This window comes from Plantactinospora endophytica (assembly GCF_016862915.1).
In the GTDB taxonomy this organism is placed as follows: domain Bacteria; phylum Actinomycetota; class Actinomycetes; order Mycobacteriales; family Micromonosporaceae; genus Plantactinospora; species Plantactinospora endophytica.
The window spans coordinates 1-21,886 of record NZ_BONW01000030.1; the positions used below are offsets into that span (position 1 = coordinate 1).

General features: G+C 72.1%; 21 protein-coding genes and 1 pseudogene. 8 read left to right on the top strand and 14 right to left on the bottom strand.

Annotation, left to right across the window (positions count from 1 at the left end; genetic code table 11):
• Nucleotides 1-101 precede the first annotated feature (101 nt).
• The 3 genes from Pen02_RS28520 to Pen02_RS28530 all read left to right on the top strand — a co-directional run bounded on the left by Pen02_RS28520 (nucleotide 102) and on the right by Pen02_RS28530 (nucleotide 3,447).
• Nucleotides 102-596, top strand: coding sequence for an RNA polymerase sigma factor (locus tag Pen02_RS28520; RefSeq protein ID WP_203869222.1), 495 nt, complete (start codon nucleotides 102-104; stop codon nucleotides 594-596).
• A gap of 1 nt (nucleotide 597) precedes the next feature.
• Complete coding sequence (locus Pen02_RS28525) at nucleotides 598-2,055, top strand: ABC transporter substrate-binding protein (RefSeq protein WP_203869223.1); 1,458 nt, start codon at nucleotides 598-600, stop codon at nucleotides 2,053-2,055.
• A gap of 225 nt (nucleotides 2,056-2,280) precedes the next feature.
• Nucleotides 2,281-3,447 (top strand): endo-1,4-beta-xylanase, encoded by a 1,167-nt coding sequence (locus tag Pen02_RS28530; protein WP_203869224.1) that lies wholly within the window; start codon nucleotides 2,281-2,283, stop codon nucleotides 3,445-3,447.
• On the opposite strand, the gene Pen02_RS28535 is transcribed toward Pen02_RS28530, so the two are convergent.
• Genes Pen02_RS28535 through Pen02_RS28555 form a run of 5 tightly spaced genes read right to left on the bottom strand, consistent with a single transcriptional unit; the run spans nucleotide 3,444 to nucleotide 7,581 of the window.
• Nucleotides 3,444-3,779 carry a hypothetical protein gene (locus Pen02_RS28535; protein WP_203869225.1) on the bottom strand — a complete coding sequence of 112 codons (336 nt, stop codon included), beginning with the start codon at nucleotides 3,777-3,779 and terminating at the stop codon, nucleotides 3,444-3,446. The two genes, Pen02_RS28530 and Pen02_RS28535, sit on opposite strands and share 4 nt — an antisense overlap.
• On the bottom strand, nucleotides 3,776-4,183 hold the full coding sequence (locus Pen02_RS28540) for a DUF1622 domain-containing protein (protein WP_203869226.1): 408 nt from the start codon (nucleotides 4,181-4,183) through the stop codon (nucleotides 3,776-3,778). The genes Pen02_RS28535 and Pen02_RS28540 overlap by 4 nt, the downstream gene beginning before the upstream one ends.
• 12 nt (nucleotides 4,184-4,195) lie before the next feature.
• Complete coding sequence (locus Pen02_RS28545) at nucleotides 4,196-4,999, bottom strand: DUF427 domain-containing protein (RefSeq protein WP_203869227.1); 804 nt, start codon at nucleotides 4,997-4,999, stop codon at nucleotides 4,196-4,198.
• A 3-nt stretch (nucleotides 5,000-5,002) separates the two neighbouring features.
• A complete protein-coding gene (locus tag Pen02_RS28550) occupies nucleotides 5,003-5,782 on the bottom strand; it encodes a glucose 1-dehydrogenase (RefSeq protein ID WP_203869228.1) in 780 nt (259 codons plus the stop codon).
• A complete protein-coding gene (locus Pen02_RS28555) occupies nucleotides 5,782-7,581 on the bottom strand; it encodes a glycoside hydrolase family 15 protein (protein ID WP_203869229.1) in 1,800 nt (599 codons plus the stop codon). Before Pen02_RS28555 ends, Pen02_RS28550 begins: the two co-directional genes overlap by 1 nt.
• A gap of 168 nt (nucleotides 7,582-7,749) precedes the next feature.
• On the opposite strand from Pen02_RS28555, the gene Pen02_RS28560 reads away from it, so the two are divergent.
• Nucleotides 7,750-8,769: an ABC transporter substrate-binding protein gene (locus tag Pen02_RS28560; protein ID WP_203869230.1), complete on the top strand. Its 1,020-nt coding sequence runs from the start codon at nucleotides 7,750-7,752 to the stop codon at nucleotides 8,767-8,769.
• Between the two features lie 70 nt (nucleotides 8,770-8,839).
• On the opposite strand, the gene Pen02_RS28565 is transcribed toward Pen02_RS28560, so the two are convergent.
• The 6 genes and pseudogenes from Pen02_RS28565 to pdxH form a co-directional block, all read right to left on the bottom strand.
• A complete protein-coding gene (locus tag Pen02_RS28565; protein WP_203869231.1) occupies nucleotides 8,840-10,030 on the bottom strand; it encodes an acyl-CoA dehydrogenase family protein in 1,191 nt (396 codons plus the stop codon).
• Nucleotides 10,031-10,071: 41 nt separating this feature from the next.
• The gene (locus Pen02_RS28570) at nucleotides 10,072-10,374 is read right to left on the bottom strand and encodes a type II toxin-antitoxin system VapB family antitoxin (protein WP_203869232.1); all 303 of its coding nucleotides are present in this window, start codon (nucleotides 10,372-10,374) and stop codon (nucleotides 10,072-10,074) included.
• A gap of 196 nt (nucleotides 10,375-10,570) precedes the next feature.
• The gene (locus Pen02_RS28575; RefSeq protein ID WP_203869233.1) at nucleotides 10,571-11,230 is read right to left on the bottom strand and encodes a nitroreductase family protein; all 660 of its coding nucleotides are present in this window, start codon (nucleotides 11,228-11,230) and stop codon (nucleotides 10,571-10,573) included.
• 17 nt (nucleotides 11,231-11,247) lie between these two features.
• Nucleotides 11,248-12,189, bottom strand: coding sequence for an aldose 1-epimerase family protein (locus tag Pen02_RS28580; RefSeq protein WP_203869234.1), 942 nt, complete (start codon nucleotides 12,187-12,189; stop codon nucleotides 11,248-11,250).
• A gap of 157 nt (nucleotides 12,190-12,346) precedes the next feature.
• Nucleotides 12,347-13,573, bottom strand: a pseudogene (locus Pen02_RS28585) (MFS transporter); the annotation flags it as partial.
• 225 nt (nucleotides 13,574-13,798) lie between these two features.
• Entirely contained in the window at nucleotides 13,799-14,455 is a 657-nt protein-coding gene (gene pdxH, locus Pen02_RS28590) for a pyridoxamine 5'-phosphate oxidase (RefSeq protein WP_203869235.1), read from the bottom strand.
• A 248-nt stretch (nucleotides 14,456-14,703) separates the two neighbouring features.
• Between pdxH and Pen02_RS28595 the strand changes: the two genes are divergently transcribed.
• The 4 genes from Pen02_RS28595 (at nucleotide 14,704) to Pen02_RS28610 (ending at nucleotide 19,588) form a co-directional block, all read left to right on the top strand.
• Nucleotides 14,704-15,810 carry a citrate synthase 2 gene (locus Pen02_RS28595; protein WP_203869236.1) on the top strand — a complete coding sequence of 369 codons (1,107 nt, stop codon included), beginning with the start codon at nucleotides 14,704-14,706 and terminating at the stop codon, nucleotides 15,808-15,810.
• A gap of 327 nt (nucleotides 15,811-16,137) precedes the next feature.
• The gene (serC, locus tag Pen02_RS28600) at nucleotides 16,138-17,265 is read left to right on the top strand and encodes a phosphoserine transaminase (protein ID WP_203869237.1); all 1,128 of its coding nucleotides are present in this window, start codon (nucleotides 16,138-16,140) and stop codon (nucleotides 17,263-17,265) included.
• A gap of 190 nt (nucleotides 17,266-17,455) precedes the next feature.
• Nucleotides 17,456-18,529: a septation protein SepH gene (sepH, locus tag Pen02_RS28605; protein WP_203869238.1), complete on the top strand. Its 1,074-nt coding sequence runs from the start codon at nucleotides 17,456-17,458 to the stop codon at nucleotides 18,527-18,529.
• 72 nt (nucleotides 18,530-18,601) lie between these two features.
• Entirely contained in the window at nucleotides 18,602-19,588 is a 987-nt protein-coding gene (locus Pen02_RS28610) for an aldo/keto reductase (protein WP_203869239.1), read from the top strand.
• Nucleotides 19,589-19,638: 50 nt separating this feature from the next.
• Here the strand turns inward: Pen02_RS28610 and Pen02_RS28615 are convergent, their stop codons facing one another.
• From Pen02_RS28615 to Pen02_RS28625, 3 genes are all read right to left on the bottom strand, one after another.
• Nucleotides 19,639-20,310 carry a 2'-5' RNA ligase family protein gene (locus Pen02_RS28615; protein ID WP_443678487.1) on the bottom strand — a complete coding sequence of 224 codons (672 nt, stop codon included), beginning with the start codon at nucleotides 20,308-20,310 and terminating at the stop codon, nucleotides 19,639-19,641.
• Between the two features lie 66 nt (nucleotides 20,311-20,376).
• Entirely contained in the window at nucleotides 20,377-20,886 is a 510-nt protein-coding gene (locus Pen02_RS28620; protein ID WP_239141430.1) for a hypothetical protein, read from the bottom strand.
• Nucleotides 20,887-20,946: 60 nt separating this feature from the next.
• Nucleotides 20,947-21,798, bottom strand: a complete 852-nt coding sequence (locus tag Pen02_RS28625; protein ID WP_203869240.1) for a maleylpyruvate isomerase N-terminal domain-containing protein — start codon at nucleotides 21,796-21,798, stop codon at nucleotides 20,947-20,949.
• Nucleotides 21,799-21,886 lie beyond the last annotated feature (88 nt).

The window sequence follows — 21,886 nt, forward strand, 5'->3', positions numbered from 1 at the left end:
GGACCACCGATGGGACGGGTGATTAAGGACACCGCAGCCGATAGGTTCGGGGTGCAGCGAATCGACGGCGGCCGGCGTTAGGAGCCCGGAGGAGGAGCTGGATGGCCCACGGTGCGTTCGGTGACGCCGAGGAGTTCGCCCGGGCCCGGCTGGACGCTTTGCGACGGTTCGCGTACCTGATCAGCGGCAGTGCGGCCGAGGCGGACGACCTGGCCCAGATCGCCGTGGTCGAGGTCTGGCAGCGGTGGCGCAAGGCCGGGGAGAACCCGGAGGCGTACGCCCGGCAGGTGATCGTGACCCGCAACGTGAGCCGGTGGCGACGGCGGCGCCGGGAGGTGCTGACCGACGACGTCGACAGCCGGCCCGACGACCCGGCCGCGACCGCCGTCGGCAACGGTGCGCTGTGGCAGGCGTTGCAGCAGCTCGGCAAGGCCGAACGAACGGTCGTGGTGCTGCACGTGCTGTACCGGTACACGTTCAGCGAGATCGCCGGGATCTGCGGTGAGCCACCGGGCACGGTCTCCAGCCGGTACGCGAGAGCCAAGCGTGTCCTGCGGTCGCACCTGGCCTCCGCCCAGCCAACGATTCGGAGCTGACGTGGTGAACGAGGTAGGCCCGGTCGACGACCGGCGGCTCGGCCAGGAACTGGCCGCCACCCTGACCGAGGCGCAGCACGCCCTGCCGGCGGCCGGCCCCGAGGCGATCGGCGCGATCCGTGCCCGCTACCGGCGGAAACGACGGCAGCGGGCCGGGCTGGCCGGCGCGGCGGTGGCGGTGCTGGTGCTGGCCGTGAGCCTGACCGGTGCGCAACTGACCCGGGGCGGAGGCGTGCCGCCGGTGCCGCCGGCCGAGGACGGGTCCCGGGGGGTGCTCCGGGTCTGGGCCGTCACGCCGCCGGACGCCGATCCCGCGCTGCGGAAACTGGTGAACCGCTACAACCGGACCGCCGAGGTCGACGTCGAACTGACCACCTTCGGCAACGAGGACTACAAGGAGAAGCTGCGTACCTCGGTCGGCACGGCGGACGGCCCGGACGTCTTCGCCAGTTGGGGCGGCGCCAACCTGCACCGGCTGGCCCGAGAGGGGCTGCTCACCGACCTGACCCCGGTGCGGGACGAGCCCGGGGTCGGTGACCGGTTCCTGCCCAGCGCGCTGGCCGGGGGCGTGGTGGACGGCCGGCAGTACGGCATCCCGATGAGCGGTACGCATCCGGTGGTGCTCTTCTACCACCGTGGCGTCTTCGCCGACGCCGGCGTACGCCCGCCACGCGACTACGCCGAGCTGCTCTCCCTGGTGGAGACGTTCAAGGGCCGGGGGATCACGCCGATCTCGCTGGGCGGCGCCCAGGGCTGGACCGAGCTGATGTGGGTGATGTACCTGGCCGAGCGGACGGGTGGCCCCGGCACCACCGCCGACATCATCGCCGGTCGCCCCGACGCCTGGTCGAAGCCGGCAGTGCAGCAGGCGCTGCGGGAGGCGCGGGCGCTGGCCGAGCGGGGTGCCTTCGGGGCCAACTTCGCCTCGATCGGCTACGACGACGGCGACGCCTCCCGGCGGCTGGCCATCGGCGAGGCCGCGATGCAGTTGATGGGCACCTGGGAGTATCCGACCCAGCTCGCCCGGAACCCGGACTTCGTCGCCGACGGCGACCTTGGTTTCGTGCCGTTTCCGGCGGTCTCCGGCGGGGCCGGCGACCCCGCCGACCTGGTCGGGGTACCGACCAACTACTTCTCGGTGGCGGCCGGCAGCCCGCATCGGGCGGCGGCGTTGGAGTTCGTCCGGGCCGCCTCGTCCGACGACTACGTGGCCGACCTGGTCGCCGACGGCGAGGTGCCACCGGTGACCGACGCGGCCGAGCGGTTGCGCGGTACCGAGCACGCGGAGTTCGCCACCTCGGTGCACGAGTTGGTCGCCCGGGCGCCGTCGTACGGGCTGGCCTGGGATCAGGCGCTGGAGCCGAAGGCGGCCACCGCGCTCACCGCCAACCTGCAACGGCTGTTCCGGGCGGAACTCACCCCGGAGCAGTTCGCGGCGGCAATGGCGGCGACCGGCTGACGCCGCCCCGGGCTCCCCGACTCCGGCCATTACCATCTCCGACACCTCCCAAGGAATAACGATCCGCCTCCATGGACTGTCGGATCTGCGACAGTGCGTTCGGCAGCAAACGTGGGTCCGGCCCGCGTTCCGGTAGGGATCGACGCGCATCCGTCCCGCGCGCGGCGATCCCCGCCGGCTTTGGCCGGGGACTGACGTCGAACCACACCTGGAGGCCTTGTCTCGATGAAGAAAATCCGGATAGCCATGGTCGGGGTACTCGCGGCCGGCGCCCTCTACACCGTCGGGCCGTCGACCGCCACCGCCGCCCCGACCCAGGTGCCGCTCGGCGCCGCCCAGGCACAGTCGAAGGGCAACTCCGCCGCGCGCACCTCCGGCGCGCCGAACACGGACCTTCCGCTCCGGCTGCTGGCCAAGCAGCACGGCCTGGGCATCGGCACCGCGGTCGACATGGCCGCGCTCGCCGCCGACACCGCGTACCGGGAGCGGGCCGCCCAGGAGTTCTCCGCGGTCACCGCCGAGAACGTGATGAAGTGGTCCGAGCTGGAGCCGACCCGGGGGCAGTACAACTGGGGTCCGGCGGACGAGTTGGTGCGGTTCGCCCAGCGCAACGGGCAGAAGGTGCACGGCCACACGCTGCTCTGGCACAGCCAACTTCCGGCCTGGCTGACCGACGGGGTCGCCGACGGCTCGATCGACTCCGCCGAGCTGCGGGAGATCGTGCGCAACCACATCACCACCGTGGTCAAGCACTTCCGGGGCAAGGTCCGGGCCTGGGACGTGGTCAACGAGGCGTTCACCGACGGCGACGCCCCGGTGCTCCGGGACACCATCTTCCGCCAGCACCTCGGCCCGGACTACATCGCCCAGGCGCTGCGCTGGGCGCACGCGGCCGACCCGAAGGCCAAGCTCTTCCTCAACGACTACGCGATCGACAACATCAACCCGAAGAGCACCGCGTACTACGAGCTGGCCAAGCAGCTCCGCAGGCAGCGGGTGCCACTGCACGGCCAGGGCTTCCAGGGCCACCTCGACCTCCAGTACCCGCTGCCGATCGACGCGCCGCAGAACCTGGCCCGGTTCGACAAGCTCGGCCTGGAGACCGCGTTCACCGAGGTCGACGTGCGGTTCTTCCTGCCGGGCGACACCTACAAGGAGGCCGGGCAGGTGGGTAGCTTCAACACCCTGCTGTCGGCCTGCCTGCTCACCCCGCGCTGCGTGATGTTCACCGTGTGGGGCTTCACCGACAAGTACTCCTGGGTCCCCGGCTTCTTCGACGGACAGGGCTCGGCCACCCCGTTGGACGAGAACTTCCAGCCGAAGGCGGCCTACCGGGGTCTCCAGCAGGTCCTCGCCGTCGCCTCCGACCCGAACAACAGGCGCGGCTTCTAGGAGGTCGGCCGGGAGCGGGTTCGGCCCGTGCCCGTTCCCGGCCACCTCGCCACCGACCGTTCCACCACCACCCGGTCTCCGGCCGGCCCGGTCCCCCGTCCGGGCCGGCCGGAGCCGAGCAGGGCCGCCGAGACGAGTTGGCGGAGCGCGATCACCACAGCCGCGCCGGCCAGGTCGCCCCAGTTCGTCAGCACGGCCAGCCGGACCAGACCGGCGGCGACCAGCAGGTCGAGCAGCAGCCGCAGCGCGGCCCGCCACGAGCCGGTGGTCAGCAGGGTCACCGCCGCCACCAGCAGCGCGAGCGCGGTGATCAGGGAGCCGAGTCCCTTCACCGCCGCGTCGTCCCCTCGCCGACCGGGGCGGCCCCGTCTGCCGGGCTGGTCCCGTCTCCCTCGCCGGCGAGCTTGCGCTTCTCCTCGCGGTTCTCCCGGCTGAGGAAGTAGTTCAGCGCCGTCCGGATGGCGGCGATCGCGGCCAGCCGGCCGAGCTGCCCGAAGCTCGGCGAGACGGCGGTACGCAGGAGGTCGGCGGCGAGCTGGAACTCCAGCCCCAGGGCGAGAAACCGGCCCAGCGTCAGCCGGACCGGGGTGAAGACGGCGCCCGACCGGTGCCGGATTCCCTCCACCACGAACCGGCCGGCGGCCCAGACGGCGCCCCCGAAGATCACCGCCGCGCCCACCGCCTCGATGACGGTGACCAGCACCTGGACGACGCGGTCCAGCAGTTCCTCGGCCAACCGGCGCGACCCCTACCGCGACCAGCGGGTGTGCGGCCGGGGCAGCAGCTCGCCGTCCACGAAGACGTCGGTCCGCTCGTTGAAGAAGGCCACCATTCCGGAGATCGGCTGCATCAGGTGGCTCGGGAAGTCGTACGCCCAGGCGACGTCGTCGTGCATGTTGTCACCGATTCGCACCGACCAGTAGTTGCTGGTCCGGCCCTTGTACGGGCAGGCGGTCTCGGTGTCGGTGGGAATCAGCCGGCCGAGGTCCACCTCGGTGCGGTTCAGGTAGTACCGGGTGGGCAGGCCCGTTTCGAAGACCAGCACCGGCGAGTGCGACTCGGCCAGTACCTCCCCGTCGATCTCGATCCGGATCCGCCGGGTCGACCGCAGCGCGTCCACCCGGGTGTACGGGTCACGCGGGTGCACGAAGACCTCCTCGTCCTCCTCGAACCAGGCGTCGAGCGCGTTCCACTCGAAGCGCACCATGTCGGCCAGCCCCTCGACGGACTTCTCGGTGTGCACCCGTACGGTGCCCGGCCGGTAGCTCTTGCGGACCCGCAGCCCGTACTGCCGGGCGGTACCCCCGCTGTACTGCTCGACGTCGTGCTCGTCGACCAGCAGTTCCTGGCGTACGTCGTCGAGCGGTACGTAGTAGTGCGGGTAGTGCGGCCACTCCCAGACGTACCTGGCGTGGTTGGTGTCGAACACCCACTCACCGTTGAGCAGGCCGCGGATCCGCCGGGCACAGGGTTCGACGTGGTCGATCGGGACGATCTCCCGGGGATAGAGGGAGACGGGCTTCCTGGTCGCCACTCCGGTTCGGCTCGACATCCTTCACGCCCCCTGTCCCTGGTTCTGCATCAGACCGCCGTCCACGAAGTACGTCGACCCGGTGACGTAGTCGGCGTCGGAGCTGGCCAGGAAGACCGCCACCCGGCCGATCTCGACCGGCTCGGCGGCCCGCTTGAACGGGATGCTCTGCACCTGCTCCTCAAGGTATTTCGGGTCGTCGATGGCGCGCTGGTTGAACGGCGTGAGCACCATGCCCGGCCCGATGTTGTTGACGTTGATCCCCATCGGTGCGAGTTCCAGCGCCATGCTCTTGGCGAGGTTGAGCAGGGCGCCCTTGCTGGCGTCGTAGTCCGAGCCGCCGGCCCGGGCCACCTCCTGGTGGATCGAGGTGATATTGATGATTTTGCCTTTGCCACCCTTGTCCCGCCGATGCCGGGCGAACCGGCGCGAGCAGAAGAACGCCCCGTACACGTTGACCCGGATCGCCCGGTCCCAGGTCTCGGTGTCCAGGTCGATCACCGGGATGCCGGAGGCGTCCACCCCGGCGTCGTTGATCAGTACGTTCAGCTCGCCGAACTCGGCCAGGGCGGTGTCGAACATCCCTTCGACCTGGTCCTCGTCGCTGATGTCGCCCCGCACCACCACCGCCCGCCGGCCGGCCCGCTCGACCTGCTCCCGGGTGTGCTCCGCGCCGTCGTGGTCGTGCAGGTAGTGCACCACCACGTCGGCGCCCTCCCGGGCGAACTCGATCGCGCTCGCCTGACCGATCCCGGAGTCCGAGCCCGTGATCAACGCCGTCGTCCCGTCGAGCCGTCCAGCCATCAGCTTCCTCCCCCTGTCGGCACCGCCTCGCTCCGGGCGGTGGTGAGTTCCCAGGCCGCACTGATCAGTCCGATGTGGGAGAACGCCTGCGGGAAGTTGCCGAGCTGCTCCCCCGTGTACGGGTCGACCTGCTCGGCGAGCAGCCCGAGGTCGTTGGCGACACCGGCCACGTTCTCGAACATCGCCGCCGCCCGGTCCCGCTCGCCGGCCAGTGCCAGGCACTGCACCAGCCAGAAGGAGCAGAGCGTGAAACCGGCCGGGTCCTCGGACCAGCGCCGGACCAGGCCGCCACGGGACAGCCGCTCCTCGACCAGCCGGATGGTGGCCCGCATCCGTTCGTCGGTGGCGGGCACGATCCCGACGATCGGCATCAGCAGTACGCTGGCGTCGAGCTGGTCCGAGCCGAAGGCGCCGGTGTAGGCGCCCACCTTCGCGTTCCAGCCGTCCCGCAGCACCGTCTCCCGGATCTCGTCCCGCGTCGCCGCCCACCCGGTCAGGTCCGCTGCGTCGGCCAGCCGGTCGCCGAACCGCACCGCCCGGTCCAGCGCCGCCCAGCAGCCCACCTTGGACGACACGTAGTGCCGGGCCGCGTCCCGGGCCTCCCACATCCCGGCGTCCGGCTCGCGCCAGGTCGCCGCCGCCTGGTCGGCGAGGCTACGCAACAGGTCGCGTACCTCGGGCGGCATCGGATCGAGGTACTCCCGCAGCCGCCAGGCGGCGTCCAGTACCTCGCCCGGCACGTCGAGCTGGCGCTGCCGCCACGCCTCGTTGCCGACCCAGACCGGTCTGCTGTCCGCGTACCCGCGCAGTGTCTCGATCCGGCGCTCGGTCAGGTCCCGCTCGCCCTCTACGCCGAACATGATCGGCACCGGCTGGCCGTCGATCCGGCCGACCGCCGAGGCGACCCAACTGAATAGCCGGTTCGTCTCGGTCGGGCAGGCCGCGACCCAGAGCGCCCGAAGGGTCAGACTGAAGTCGCGCAGCCAGGCGTACCGGTAGTCGTAGTTGCGGTCCCCGCCGATCGCCTCGGGCAGCGACGTGGTCGCCGCCGCCACCACCGCGCCGCTCGGCCCGTAGGTGAGTCCTTGCAGCACCAGCGCGTTGTGCCGCACCAGCTCCGGATATCGGCCCTGGTAGTCGTGGTGCGCCGCCCAGGACCGCCAACCCTCGACCGTGTCGGCGAGCGGGTCACCGCCGTCCACCGGCGCCGGCACCGGTTCGTGGAACGTCGGCCGGTACGCCAGCACGAACGACTCCCGCTGGCCGGCACCGACGGTGAACCGGGCGGTCGCCTCGGACCCCTGGCAGGTCAGCGGCACCGGGGAGGTCATCGTCAACGTCGTCGGCCCGGAGGTCGCCACCAACTCCCCGTCCCGCCAGACGAGATACGAGGTGCGCCGGCCGTACTCGAAGCGCGGGCAGTAGGACATCTCCATCGGAACTGTCCCGGAGAGTCCCTCCACCACCCGGATCAGCACGCCGGGCGAGCGGAGGCCGATGTCGTGTCCCCGGGCACCGTGCTCCAGCATCAGCCCGTCGGTCACCGACACCTCGCCGTGCGCGGTGCGGAACACGGTACGCAGCACCAGGGTGTCCGGCAGGTAGCTCCGGCGTACCTCGGACCGTTCGGTGGGCCGGATCCACCAGTGCCCCCCGGTGACGTCGAGCAGGCGGCAGAAGACCGAGGGTGCGTCGAACCGCTCCGGGCACCACCAGTTGACCGAGCCGGACCGGTCGACCAACGCCGCGGTGCGCCCGTCGGCCAGCAGCCCGTGCTCGGCGATTCCCCCGGCCTCCACGCGACGGGCTACCCCCGGCCGGCAGCTCTAATCGCGCTGTCTCCGAGGTCGCCGGCTTGACAACGAGAACTTAGGTCAGGCTAACCTAATGCCCCGACGGGCGGGGTTCGCCCGTACGGACCGGACAGTTTCGCTGCGCCGCAGCGGTCAGCCAAGGAGCACCACGTCATGCCGCACCCTCGTCAGTTCACCCGCCGGAACCTGCTCGGCGCGGCCGGCGCGCTCGGCCTCACCGCCCTACTCGGCGCCTGCGGCCAGGACGACGCCTCCACCGGGGACACCGGCAGCGACGGTGCGTGGAGCTTCACCGACGACCGGGGGCAGACCGCCTCCGCCGCCAGCCGCCCGAAGCGGGTCGTCGCGTTCGTCGGCACCGCCGCCGCGCTGTACGACTTCGGCGTCACCGAAGCGCTCGTCGGGGTCTTCGGGCCGACGAAGCGTGCCGACGGCAGCCCCGACGTGCAGGCCGGCAACCTGCCGGTGGCCGGGTTGACCGTCATCGGCAACACCTGGGGCGAGTTCAACATCGAGACGTACGCCTCGGTCAAACCCGAAGTGCTGGTCACGCACGAGTACGAGAAGAACTCGCTCTGGTACGTCCCGGACGAGAGCAAGGACAAAATCACCCCGTTGGCGCCGACCGTGGCCCTGGTCGCCTCGCGGGCGCCGCTGGACAAGGTGATCGGCCGACACGCGGAACTCGCCGCCGCGCTCGGCGCCGACCTGACCGCGTCTACGGTCACCGACGCCAAGGCGCGGTTCGAGGCCGCCGCCGCCAGCATCAGGGCGGCCGTGGCGGCCAATCCCGGGATCAGGGTGCTGGCCTGCTCCGCCTCCGCCGACCTCTTCTACGCCTCCAACCCGGGCGTGAACTCCGACATCCTCTACTACAAGTCGCTGGGCGTGGACGTCATCGTGCCGGGCAAGCCCGACGAGGGCGGCTACTTCGAGAGCCTGAGCTGGGAGAACGCCGACAAGTACCCGGCCGACGTGCTGCTGCTGGACAACCGCAGCAGCACGCTCCAGCCGAAGGACCTGACAACCAAGCCGACCTGGGGCCAGCTCCCGGCGGTGAAGGCCAACCAGATCGTCGGCTGGAACAGCGAACCCCGATTCTCGTACGCCGGCAGCGCCGCCGCCCTGGAAACCCTGGCCACCGCGCTGCGCTCCGCCCGCAAGCTGGCCTGACACCCCGCCCGCAGCGCAGCCATCCGCCCGCAAGCCGGCCTGAACCGTCGGGCCCGGACGCCTCGCCGGGCTATCCGTTGAACGCGGAGAGCCCGGTGAGCCGCTGCCCGATCACCAACTGGTGGATCTCGGACGTCCCTTCGTAGGTCAGCACGCTCTCCAGGTTGTTGGCGTGCCGAAGCACCGGATACTCCCCGCTGATCCCGTTGGCGCCGAGGATCGTCCGGCACTCCCGGGCGATCGCGATCGCCTCCCGGACGTTGTTCAGCTTGCCGACGCTGACCTGCTCCGGCCGGAGCGTGCCGGCGTCGGCCAGCCGGCCCAGGTGCAGCGCCAGCAGATAGCCCTTCTGCAACTCGACCGCCATGTCGGCCAGCTTGGCCTGGGTGAGCTGGAAGCCGGCGATCGGCCGACCGAACTGCATCCGGCTGGTCGCGTAGTCGATCGCGGCGTGCAGACAGTCCCGGGCCGCACCGAGCGCACCCCAGACGATGCCGTAACGGGCCTCGGTCAGGCAGCTCAGCGGGGCCCGCAGGCCGGTCGCCGCCGGCAGTTGGGCGTCGGCCGGCAGCCGGACGTCGTCGAGCACGATCTCCCCGGTCGACGAGGCGCGCAGCGACATCTTGTGCCGGATCTCCCGGGCCGTCACCCCGGGCGTGGCCATGGGTACGACGAAACCCCGCACCCCCTCGTCGGTACGCGCCCAGACCACGGCCAGGTCGGCGACCGGTGCGTTGGTTATCCACATCTTGCCGCCGGTCAGCACCCAGTCCGTACCGTCCCGGCGGGCCCGGGTCGTCATCGAGGCGGGGTCGGAGCCGTGGTCCGGCTCGGTCAGCCCGAAGCAGCCGATCAGCTCGCCGGCCGCCATCCGGGGCAGCCACTGCTGCTTCTGCTCCTCGGAGCCGTACCGCCAGATGGCGTACATCGCCAGCGAACCCTGCACCGAGACCAGCGAGCGGACACCCGAGTCGCCCGCCTCCAACTCCAGGCAGGCCAGCCCGTACGCGACAGCCGAGGCACCGGCGCAGCCGTACCCGGTCAGGTGCATGCCGAGCAGGCCGACCTTGCCGAACTCGACGGCCAGTTCCCGGACCGGGGCCTGACCGATCTCGTACCAGCGGGCGACGTGCGGGCGTACCCGGGTCGCCACGAGCTGGCCCACGACGGACCGGATCTGCCGGTCCTCCTCGGTGAGCGAGCCGTCCAGGTCGAGCAGGTCGAGCGGGGGTGTCCCGGCCCTGGTGAATGCCTCGGTCATGACCGCCACCCTAGCGGCCGGTCAGCCAGGCCCCGCCGCGCTCAGCCGGCGGCCGGCAGCACCAGCACCCGGGCGTGGATCTGGTTGCGCTGCTGGAGTGCGGCGCGCAGCGCACGGTGCAGCCCGTCCTCCAGATAGAGCCCGCCGCTCCACTGCACGACGTGCGGGAAGAGGTCGCCGTAGAAGGTGGAATCCTCGGCGAGCAGCTTGTCCAGCGCGAGTTCCCGCTTGGTCGTGATGAGCTGGTCGAGGCGCAGCGGGCGTGGCGGGATCTCTGCCCACTGCTTCAACGTGAGCCCGTGGTCCGGGTAGGGACGCCCGTCCCGAACCGCTTTGAAGATCACGACGGCACGCTCCCCTCCCCGTGGCCGTGCTGGCCCGACCCCTTGCTTCGCTACTCCGGCGGCCCGCCTCCCCGCAGGCCGCACCGTACCAATGACGCCCGTCAGCCTAGCGACCTCCGACGACCCCATGGTTTGTCCGTCGATGTCAGTTTCGTTACTACCGCCGGTGACATCCTGACCGTCTCCGGTCAGGATGTCAGCCCCATCGGCCCCGGTGCACCACCTGCTCCACCGACCGCCGGCCGCGCTTCAACGAGGGCGATCGATGGTCCGCCGCCGGGTAGCCGATGCTGAGCGCTCCGATCGGGGTGAACCCGTCCGGTACCCCGAACGCCGCCCGGAACGCCCCGGTCCGGTCGGGCGGAATGCCGAAGAAGCACGCCCCGAGCCCCTCGTCGACTGCCGTCAACAACATCAGCAGCGCGGCGAACCCGGTGTCGACGTACCAGTACGGCACCGGCCAGCGGGCCTCGTCGCGGTCCGTCCAACCCTTGTCCGGTTCGGCGTACCGATCCAGATAGGCGTCCCGGTCCGCCAGCGGTACGACGATCAGCGGCGCCCGCCGCATCCCGGTCAGCCACCGGTTCTGCCCCTCGGCAGCCGGGCTCACCTCAGCGGCCGGACTTCCCTCGGCAGCCGGATCGCGACGGACGGTGTCCGGGGTGGTCGCCGTCCAGAACAGCTCGCGGTCCGCCGGCTCGGTCAGCACCAGGAACGCCCAGCCCTGCGAGAACCCGGCCGACGGGGCCCGGACGGCGTGCTCCAGCAGCCGGTCGACGAGTTCCGGCGGCACCGGTCGGTCCGGGTCGTAGTTGCGCACCATCCGCCGTCGCCGGACGACCGTCGAGAACTCCATCGCGTGCCCCTCCCCGCTCAGGCTCCGGGGCGGATGCCCCAGCTACCCTGCCAGGTCTGTCCCGGTTCGAGGGTGATCACGTCGCGGCCGGAGCGGAACGCGTCCGGCGGGCAGGTCATCGGCTCGACCGCCACCGACCGGCGGTACCGGTCGCCGACCAGGGTGTCCCCGGTGAAGACCTGCCACCAGCCGAACGACGGGTCCGCCCAGATGCTCACCGCGTCGTCCGAATCCGGGGCGGAGATGGTGACGCTGGAGCCCCAGTCGTGCACCAGCGCCGGGTCGAGGTCCCCGAACGCCAGGTCGAGGACGGCCTCGCCGATCCGGCGCGGCTCGGTGAAGTCGTAGTCCCCGCCGGTCACCTTCGCCACCCCGATCGGCAGCAGCCGGCCGTCGAGCAGCAGCCGACTGCGGCCCGGTACCCGCAGCCGCAGGTCGTCCACGGCCACCCCGGGCAGCCGCAGGTACGGGTGCACCGAGAAGCCGAACGGACACGGCACCCGGCCGACGTTCGTCGCCTCGTGCCGCACCCGCAGCCCGTCCGCGCCGATCCGCCACTCGGCCCGCAGCGCCAGCGGCCACGGATAGCCGACCTGGGCCGGCAGCTCACAGGCCACCACCACCGCGTCCGGCCGCTGCTCCACCAGCCGCCACGGCAGCCAGTTGACCAGCCCGTGGATCGCGGTGTGCCGCTGCGGCTCGGTCAGCGGAAGCTGCAACTCCTGGCCACCGAACGAGTACTGTCCGTCGCGGATCCGGTTCGGCCACGGTGCGAGTACCTGACCCGCGCTGCCGGCCGGCAACTCGTCCTCGCCGTACCCGTCGAGATAGTCGACGCCGTTCGCCCGGTACGCCCGCAGCCCTCCGCCGACCTCGACCACCACGGCCTCCTGGCCGGCGGCGGAGATGGTCCACTGTGCACCGGAGAGCGGCCGGGCCGCCGTTGTGACGTTGTCCATGCCGGGACGATAGCCGCTACCCGGCCTTGGCGCCCGGCTGCCCGGACGTCGCGCCGCCCCCCGACCCGGAACCGGCACCCGCTCCGGACCCGGTGTCGGTATCTGCACCCGTATCGGCATCCGCATCCGTATCCGCACCGGGCGGTGCCGACCCGTCGGCGGTCTGGGGCGCCCGGTAGCGGGCCAGCGCCGGGAAGAGGACGCCCAGCAGCACCGCGAGCACGGCCGCCAGCACGCCGCCGCCGACCCAGGCGAAACCGACCCCGAAGGCGGCGGCGGTGCTGCCGGCGCGCAGGTCACCCAGGCGCGGGCCACCGGCCACCACGGTGATGTTCACCCCCTGCAACCGGCCGCGCAGCCGGTCCGGGGCGTAGACCTGCAACATCGACTGCCGGAAGACCGCGCTGACCAGGTCGGCCGCCCCGGCGACCGCGAGCAGCAGGACCGCCAGCCAGAGCTGCCGGGCCAGTCCGGCGGCGGCAATCGCCAGGCCCCAGCCGACCACCGCGCAGACCAGGGCCAGGCCCTGCCGGCGTACCCGGCTGATCCAGCCCGAGGTGAGGCCGCCGAGTACCGAACCGATGGCGATCGCGCTGAACAGCCAGCCGACCGCCGAACCGCCGCCGAACCGCTCCTGCGCCACCTCGGGGAAGAGCGCCCGGGGCATCGCCAGCACCATCGCGATGATGTCCACGGCGAAGGAGAGCAGCAGTACCGGCGTGGTGGCCAGATAGCGGAAGCCGTCCACCACGCTGGCCAGGCCGACCCGTCGGGGCGCCCCACCGTCGTCCAGCGGCGGCATCGAGGGCAGCCGGTAGGTGGCCCAGAGCGAGACGGTGAAGAGCAGTGCGTCCACCCCGTACGCCATCGGGAGTACGACCTCGACCGGGCCGGCCGAGAAGACCAGGCCGGCGGCGAGCGGTCCGAGTACGCCACCGGCGGTCGAGGTGGTGTAGCCCAGCGTGTTCGCGGCCGGCACCAGCGGGGTGGGTACCAGTCGAGCGATGATCGCCTGGCGGGTCGGCGAGCTGACCGCGAAGGCGATCGTCTGCACCGCGACCAGCACCAGCAGCAGTACCGGGCTGCCGACCCGGAACACCGCCTGGAGCAGCAGCCCGAGGGTGGACAGCCACATCAGCGCCGAGCTGGCCAGCAGCAGTTTGCGCCGGTCCACCGCGTCGGCGACGGCACCGCCCCAGAGACCGAAGATCAGCAACGGGACGAACCCGGCGATGCCCAGCAGACCGACCCAGAACGACTTCTCGGTCAGCGCGAACATCTCCACCGGTACGGCGACCGCGGTGAGCTGGAAGCCGAACATCGAGACGCCGTTGCCGACCCACAGCCGCCGGTACGCCGGCACCCGCAGCGGACGTACGTCCATCGCCCAGCGGGCGAACCGGCCCCCGGAGCGTGGGCTCGCGGCGGCGGCCGGCTCGGCGGTGTCCCCCGGTCCCGGTGCCAGCGTCCCGGCCGCCTCCGCAGCCGGCCCGACGGCGTCCCCGGGGTCGCCACTGCGCCGATCGGCGTCCTTGTCAACGCTGGTCAAGGCGCCAGCCGCTCGATGTCGAGGCTGGTCAAGGCGCCAGCCGCTCAATGTCAACGCTGGTCAAGGCGCCAGCCGCTCGATGATCCAATCGTCCGCACCGGACCGACGGTAGCGCAGTCGATCGTGCAGCCTGCTCGCCCGTCCCTGCCAGAACTCCACCGTCGCCGGCACCACCCGCAGGCCGCCCCAGTGCGGCGGAGCCGGCACCGGCTCGCCGTCCGGAAACCGCCGTACGGCGTCCCGGAACCGGGCGTCCAGGGCGGCCCGGTCGGAAAGCACCTCCGACTGCGGGCTCGCCCAGGCTCCGAGCTGCGAACCGCGCGGCCGGGCGGCGAAGTACGCCTCCGTCTCGGCCCGCTCGACCGGCCCGATCGTGCCGCAGATCACCACCTGCCGCTGCATCGGGAACCACGGCAGCAGCAGGCTGGCGTACGGGTTGACCCGTGCCTCGGTGCCCTTACGGGACCCGTAGTTGGTGTAGAAGACCAGCCCACGCCCGTCGTACCCCTTCAGCAGGACCGTCCGGGTGCTCGGCCGGCCCTCGGCGTCGGCGGTGGCCACCACCATCGCGTTCGGCTCGGGCAGCCCGGCCGCGACCGCGTCGGCGAACCAGCGGTCGAACTGGGTCACCCAGTCCGGCGCCAGATCGGCCTCGGCGAGCCCGTCGACCGATCCGTACTCCCGGCGCAGTTCGGCCGGCGGCACTGTGTCCCGCATCACGTCACATCCTCGTCCGTCTATCGGAAGCGCGGCACCCGCGCCGACCCGCCCCCGGGCCGGCAAACCCGGGGGGTGAGCAGCGCCCCCGGGCCGGTCGTGTCGCGCGTAGCACAACCGTGACCTCTCGCAAAGTTAGTTACCCAGCAGGCAAGATGGCACGAATACCTCGCTGAGTTCGCGGGGGCTCACGCCGGGCACCCGCCGGGTGGGCCCTGAATGCACGGACGACCGATCCAGGAGCGCTGATGTCCGACTTCAAACCGGGGCTGGAAGGCGTGATCGCCTTCGAGACCGCCATCGCCGAGCCTGACAAGGAAGGAGGGTCGCTGCGCTACCGCGGAGTCGACATCGAGGACCTGATCGGCCAGGTCTCCTTCGGCAACGTGTGGGCGTTGCTCGTGGACGGCCGGTTCGGTCCCGGCCTGCCCCCGGCCGAGCCGTTCCCGGTGCCGGTGCACTCCGGCGACATCCGGGTCGACGTGCAGTCCGCGGTGGCGATGCTGGCGCCGTACTGGGGGTTGTCGCAGTTCCTCGACATCTCCGACGAGCAGGCCCGGGAGGACCTTGCCCGGGTCTCGGTGACCGCGCTCTCCTTCGTCGCCCAGTCGGCGCGCGGGCTCGGCCTGCCGGCCGTACCGCAGAAGGAGATCGACAAGGCGGAGACCATCGTCGAGCGGTTCATGAAGCGCTGGCGCGGCGAGCCAGACCCGCGACACGTCAAGGCCGTCGACGCGTACTTCATCTCGGCCGCCGAGCACGGGCTGAACGCCTCCACCTTCACCGCCCGGATCGTCGCCTCCACCGGCGCCGACGCCGCCGCCTGCATCTCGTCGGGCATCGGCGCGCTCTCCGGCCCGCTGCACGGCGGTGCGCCGTCCCGGGTACTGCACATGATCGAGGCGGTCGAGCGCAGCGGCGACGCCGAGGGGTACGTCAAGGGCGTACTCGACCGGGGCGAGCGGCTGATGGGCTTCGGGCACCGGATCTACCGGGCCGAGGACCCGCGCGCCCGGGTGCTCCGGCGTACCGCCAAGGAGCTGGGCGCGCCCCGCTTCGAGATCGCCGAGGCGCTGGAGAAGGCCGCGCTGGAGGAGCTGCACGCCCGCAAGCCCGACCGGGTACTCGCCACCAACGTCGAGTTCTGGTCGGCCGTCGTACTCGACTTCGCCGAGGTACCGGCGCACATGTTCACCTCGATGTTCACCTGCGCCCGGATGGGCGGCTGGAGCGCGCACATCCTGGAGCAGAAGAAGCTGAAGCGGCTGGTCCGGCCGGCCGCCCGGTATCTCGGCCCCGGGCCGCGCAAGCCCACCCAGGTCGAGGGCTGGGACGCCGTCCCGCACAACGCCTGACCTGCCCCGAGACTCGTTTCTGGATCACCCGGAGGGCTCCTTCCCGCCGCACCGCCGGACGGGAGGGAGCCCGCCGCGTTTCCGGGGGTGCACCGGCCGGCCGGAGATCTCTCGGCGCACGGGCGCAGCCGGGGGTTCCCGGACCTGCCAGCGGCCTGGATTATCGGGGTTCGCCGGCGGGCCGGGTGTGGGGCAGAACTCAGCCGCCGCCGTGGGATCGTCCCTCGGCCCGCGCGGCGGAGGTGCGAGGATGGGAAATCGGCAGCGTCGCCGGATCAACCGCTCGGCTCACGGGCCTCTCGGCCCACCGGAAGGATCTTCGTAACCGTGGCTGACGTATCGACCATTCGGATTCCAGACGAGATCAAACCCGCTGACGGCCGGTTCGGCTGCGGCCCGTCCAAGGTGCGTCCCGCGGCGGTCTCCGCGCTGGCCGACGTCGCCACGACGTACCTCGGCACCTCGCACCGGCAGAAGACCGTACGCGACCAGGTCGCCCGGCTGCGCCGGGGCATCGCCGAGTTCTTCTCCCTGCCCGAGGGCTACGAGGTGGTGCTCGGCAACGGCGGCACCACCGCCTTCTGGGAGGTGGCCACCTTCGGGCTGGTCCGGGACCGGGCCCAGTTCGCCAGCTTCGGCGAGTTCGGCGCCAAGTTCGCCAAGTCGGTCAAGGACGCACCGTTCCTGGGTGAGCCGACCGTCCGCAAGGCCGACCCGGGCAGCGCGCCGTCCCTGGTCGCCGAGGCCGGCGTCGACGTCTACGCCACCCCGCACAACGAGACCTCGACCGGTGTCGCGGTGCCGATCCGTCGGGTGGCCGGCGCCGACGACGACGCGCTGCTGCTGGTCGACGCGACCTCCGGGGCGGGCGGGCTGGAGGTGGACGTCCGGGAGACCGACGTCTACTACTTCGCCCCGCAGAAGTGCTTCGGCTCCGACGGCGGGATCTTCCTCGCCCTGATGTCGCCGGCCGCGCTGGCCCGGGCCACCGAGATCAAGTCCTCGGGGCGGTACATCCCGGCCTTCCTCGACCTGGTCACCGCGATCGACAACTCGCGGCTGGAGCAGACGTACAACACCCCGGCGCTGGCCACCATCTTCCTGGCCGCCGAGCAGACCGACTGGATGAACGCGCAGGGCGGGCTGGCCTGGGCGGCCAAGCGCACCGCCGAGAGCGCCGCCCACGTGTACGGCTGGGCCGAGCGGTCCGCCGTGGCGACACCCTTCGTGACCGACCCGGCACTGCGCTCCAATGTGGTGGCCACTGTCGACTTCGCGGACGGGGTCGACGCGACGGCGATCGCCAAGGTGCTGCGGGCGAACGGGATCGTCGACACCGAGCCGTACCGCAAGCTGGGCCGCAACCAGCTCCGGGTCGCGCTCTTCCCGGCCGTCGAGCCCAGCGACGTGGAAGCCCTCACCACCTGCGTCGACTACGTGGTCGACCGGCTCTGAGTCGAATCGATCACTCGGGTCGGGCCGGTCGGCCGGACCACCCGACCCGAGTGATCAATTCTTGCAGCTCACCCGCGACATGCGGGCGCGCCTCTCCCCAACGGGTGACGGACCGGCGTACCGTGTGACGAGGACGCCCGGGTGTCTGACCTGTGGCGTGGGCCCAGCGAGGCGGGACGGAGGCAACGCGATGCGGCCAGTACGCTTCGTCGCCCTCTCCGAGGACGGCCAAGCTATGGTGCTCACCGACGAGGTGGGCCGACTTCTCGCGCTGCCGATCGACGAGCGGGTCGCAACCGTCCTGCACAACGAGCCCGGCAGCCCTCCACTGACAGCGGTCGGTCCCGGCACCGAGCCGGCACCCTCGCTGTCACCCCGGGACATCCAGGCCCGGATCCGTTCCGGCGAGTCGGCCGAGGACGTCGCCCGGATCGCCGGAGTGCCGGTCGACCGCGTGCTGCGCTACGCCGGCCCGGTGCTCCAGGAGCGGGCGATGCTCGCCCAGCACGCCCGGCGGACCAGGCTGAAGAACGCCGAGAACCAGTCCCCGCTCGCCGAGATCGTCGACGGCCGGCTCTCCCAGCACGGCATCGACACCGAGAAGATCTCCTGGGACGCCTACCGGCGCGACGACGGCACCTGGCGGATCATCGCGACCTGGCCCTCCGGCAAGGCCACCGCCCAGGCGATCTGGGATCTCGACAAGGCGCGCCAGTCGGTGACGCCGCACGACGACATGGCGCAATACCTCTGCGCCGAGCGTCCCGCGCCGCTGCTCGGCCAGGAGCCCGCTCCGGAGCGCGGCGGACACGCGCTGCCCGGTCCGTCCCGGGTGGAGCCGGGTCGTGGCGGGCACGGCCTGCCGGCGGCAGCCGCCGACCACGCGCGTCCCGTCCGGGACCCGATCCGGGCCGGCCGCGACGCGCTGCTGGCCGGGCTCGACCGGCCGCTCGGCTCGACCGCCGGGCGCGGGCTCGACCCGGCCGCGTCGATGGCGTCACCCGACGCACCCCGGCAACGGCCGGTCTCGGGCGGCGCCGCCGCGCTGCTCGGCGGCGGTCCCGGCTCCGCGTTCGACGACGACGCCGACGCCCCGAAGGAGGTCCCGGCGGTTCCCTCGCTGGCCGTCCTCCGGCCGCGCCGCGCCGCCACCGGGCCGGGCTCCGGCGAGTCCGGTGACGCTGCGGGCAAGCCGCGCAAGCGCCTGCCGAGTTGGGACGACGTCCTCTTCGGCAGCGGTCCCGCCGCCCGCGAGTCCTCCTGACGCCACCGCACGTCCGCCGGTCCGCCCGCCTCATGATCGACATCGGGCGGATCGGCGTGGCAGGGTGAGGAGATGGAATACACCAATCTCGGCCGGACCGGCCTCTCGGTGAGCAGGCTCTGCCTGGGCACCATGAACTTCGGGCCGGAAACCGACGAAGCGGACAGCTTCGCCATCATGGACCGGGCACTGGAACACGGAATCAACTTCTTCGACACCGCAAACGTCTACGGGCGCAAGACCGGCGAGGGCGTCACCGAGAGCATCCTCGGACGCTGGTTCGACCAGGGCGCCGGCCGGCGGGAAAAGGTCGTACTGGCCACCAAGGTCTACGGCCGGATGGGTGACTGGCCCAACGAGCAGGGACTCTCGGCCCGGCACATCGTCCGGGCCTGCGACGAGTCGCTCCGCCGGATGCGGACCGACTGGATAGACCTCTACCAGATGCACCACATCTCCCGTACCACGCCGTGGGAGGAGATCTGGCAGGCGATGGAGACCCTGGTCGCCCAGGGCAAGGTGCTCTACGTCGGGTCGTCCAACTTCGCCGGCTGGCACCTGACCCGGGCCCAGGAGTCCGCGTACCGGCGGAACTTCCTCGGGCTCGTCTCCGAGCAGTGCATCTACAACCTGATGAACCGCTTCGTCGAGTTGGAGGTGCTGCCCGCCGCCGAGGAGTACGGCCTCGGCGTCATCCCGTGGTCGCCGCTCCAGGGCGGGCTGCTCGGCGGCGCGCTCCGCAAGCTCGCCGAGGGCGGGGCGGCCCGGACCAGGAACGAGCACGCCAGCAAGCTGCTCGCCGAACACCGGCCGGCGATCGAGGCGTACGAGAAGTTGTGTGCCGAACTCGGCCACGATCCGGCGGACGTCGCGCTCGGCTGGCTGCTGACCCGACCGGCGGTGACCGCCCCGATCATCGGCCCCCGGACCCTGGCCCAGCTCGACGCGTCGCTCGGCGCGCTGGCCGTCGAGTTCTCCGCCGACACCCTGGCCCGGCTGGACGAACTCTTTCCGCCGCTCGGCAAGGGCGGCCCCGGCCCGGAGGCATGGGCCTGGTAACCCCTCTCCGGCGGATGGGTTTGGTAGCCCCCGTTCCGGCGGCCGGACTGCTAGAGCGGCCAGGCCGCCAGTCGGTCGTACGTCGGCCGGGGGCCGAGGTGGCTGCGCATCAGCACCAGTTCGGTCGCCGGCCAGGACGGCCCGAGATAGCCGTCGAGGGTGCGCAGGTCCTCGGCGAGACTTTCCGGGTCCAGCCGGTCGCCGGGTCGGGCCAGGGTGAGGTGCGGGCGCAGCGGCCGGAAGTCGAACGGCAGCCGGGACCGGCGCAACTCCCGCCGGACCGTCGCCCCCAGCCGGTGCAGGGCGTCGACCTCGCCGAGCAGCCCCACCCAGAGCACGGTGAACCGGCCCCGGCCGAACCGCCCACCGCCGCCGAGCTGGAGCCGGGGCGCCGTCCGAACATCAGACAGCGCCCGCTCCGCGTGTTGCCCGGGCTGTTCGGCGGGGGATGCGGCGGTGGTCGCGCGCCGACGTCGGGCGGGCGGATGGTGCCACGCCTCGACGGCCCGGGCGAGGGTCTCCTCCACTGTGGGCAGCCGGTCGTCCGGTACCTCGCCGAGGAACGCGACGGTCACGTGCAGGGTCGACGGGGCGGCGAGCCGGACGTTGATCCCGGCGTCGGCCGCCGCACCGATCCGGAGCCGGTTCGTCTGCGCGACGATGTCGTCCAGCGCCTCCGGCGGCGGATAGAGGGCGACGAAGAGCCGCACGTCAGCGTCCACCGTGCCGTGGTCGACGGGTGACGGGGCCGGCGGGCGGCTGCGGGCGCCGGAGCACCAGCGGGCGGGTCAACTGCTGCCCTGGCGCGGCCCGGCGTGCGGGGACGGCAGGATCAGGCCGGCCGCCTGCAACTCGCCCTCGACGCGTACCCGCTCGATTTCCAGGTCGACGCCGTCGAGATCGCCGAGGTGTTCCGCCACCCCCAGGCACCGGCTGGCCAGTCGCAGTCGGTCGTCGTACGCCTCCAGCACCGCGTCCTGCCACATCCGGGACCGGCCGGCGACGCTGAGCCGCTGGTCGCCCAGCCGGCGCAGGTCGGCGGCGATCCGTTCGATCGCCGGATGGTCCACCCGGTCGAGGTCGGCGGGACCGACCTCGTGGGCCGGCGCGTCCACTTCGAACGCCCGGTCCAGGCGGTTGATCGCCCTCCGGAACCGGCGGCTGTCGCGACGGTCGGCGAACCAGTGAAAGCAGCGGTCGGCCAACTCGTCGGCGAAGATCAGCGCGGCCACGACCGCCGGCAGGCCGACTACGGCAAGAAGGGCCAGCGGCAGCGCGAAAGCATGCACGATGGCCACATCGTCCGACGTTAACCGCCGGTAACCCGCCCCGCCACCGGTTTTGCAATCACCGAATATTCACCGGGTGGCCGCAGCGAGTACCAGCCGCAGCCGGTCGACCGCCGCCCGGTCGCCGGACCAGTCGACCGCGTCGTCGGCGGAGCGCCGCCACAGCCAGAGCAGCACCCGCTCCGGGGTCGCGCTGACGGTGGCCGCCGCTCCGCCCTCGGACGCGTCGTCGGTGGTCCCACCACCCGGCGGGACCGGGCCGGCTGCCGGCGGTGGCCCGCCGTTCTCCCTCGACGCCGACGTCCCGGCGCGGGCGACTCCGCCCCGGTCGGCGGCGACCGTCGCACCCGGCGGCCCGAGCCGGACCAGCCAGCTCGCCGGCCCGGCGTTGACCACGACCTGTACGGCGGTGTCCGGCAGCACCTCGGCGAACTCCTCGGGCCACCGCCGGCTGCCGTAGCCCAGGAAGATCCGGAGGATCTCGTCGATGCCGTCGGCGGCCAGGTCGGCCGGGATCTCCGCCACCGGTTGGGCGGTCGCCAACTCCGCGTCGACCCGGTGCACTACCGTCTCCTGCGCCATCCGGCGGAGCCAGAAACCGACGGTCTGGTCCGGGTCGTACCAGGTGGGGGCGAGCGCGGCCGGGTCGCGGCCGTCGAACTCGCCGCGCAGCGCGAGGTAGGCGCGATCGAGCAGGGCGAGCGGCTCCGTTCCGGACAGGTCCGGTGGCCACGCGGTGGGCATCCGCCCGGTCCGCATGCACTCGACCTTGTGCAGGTAGACCAGGGCGACGTGTCGGACCAGGTCGGCGACGGTCCAGTCCGGACAGCTCGGCACGGCGGCGGTGAGGTCGGCGGAGGCCACCTGCCGCAGCCGGGCCTGGTCGGCGGCCAGGCACTCCAGGAGTCGCACACGCAGCATGAGGTCAGCTAACCAGAGGGGTCCGACTGCCGCAGGTCGCCGAGCCGGCCGCCGCCGGGTGGCGGACGCCGACGCCAGCCCGCCAGGT

Bases quoted from the DNA above. Each gene is read 5' to 3' on its own strand.
- Pen02_RS28520 (WP_203869222.1), top strand. From the start codon at position 102: ATGGCCCACGGTGCGTTCGGTGACGCCGAGGAGTTCGCCCGGGCCCGG.
- Pen02_RS28530 (WP_203869224.1), top strand. From the start codon at position 2,281: ATGAAGAAAATCCGGATAGCCATGGTCGGGGTACTCGCGGCCGGCGCC.
- Pen02_RS28545 (WP_203869227.1), bottom strand. From the start codon at position 4,999: ATGTCGAGCCGAACCGGAGTGGCGACCAGGAAGCCCGTCTCCCTCTAT.
- Pen02_RS28550 (WP_203869228.1), bottom strand. From the start codon at position 5,782: ATGGCTGGACGGCTCGACGGGACGACGGCGTTGATCACGGGCTCGGAC.
- Pen02_RS28560 (WP_203869230.1), top strand. From the start codon at position 7,750: ATGCCGCACCCTCGTCAGTTCACCCGCCGGAACCTGCTCGGCGCGGCC.
- Pen02_RS28565 (WP_203869231.1), bottom strand. From the start codon at position 10,030: ATGACCGAGGCATTCACCAGGGCCGGGACACCCCCGCTCGACCTGCTC.
- Pen02_RS28575 (WP_203869233.1), bottom strand. From the start codon at position 11,230: ATGGAGTTCTCGACGGTCGTCCGGCGACGGCGGATGGTGCGCAACTAC.
- Pen02_RS28580 (WP_203869234.1), bottom strand. From the start codon at position 12,189: ATGGACAACGTCACAACGGCGGCCCGGCCGCTCTCCGGTGCACAGTGG.
- pdxH (WP_203869235.1), bottom strand. From the start codon at position 14,455: ATGCGGGACACAGTGCCGCCGGCCGAACTGCGCCGGGAGTACGGATCG.
- Pen02_RS28595 (WP_203869236.1), top strand. From the start codon at position 14,704: ATGTCCGACTTCAAACCGGGGCTGGAAGGCGTGATCGCCTTCGAGACC.
- sepH (WP_203869238.1), top strand. From the start codon at position 17,456: ATGCGGCCAGTACGCTTCGTCGCCCTCTCCGAGGACGGCCAAGCTATG.
- Pen02_RS28610 (WP_203869239.1), top strand. From the start codon at position 18,602: ATGGAATACACCAATCTCGGCCGGACCGGCCTCTCGGTGAGCAGGCTC.
- Pen02_RS28625 (WP_203869240.1), bottom strand. From the start codon at position 21,798: ATGCTGCGTGTGCGACTCCTGGAGTGCCTGGCCGCCGACCAGGCCCGG.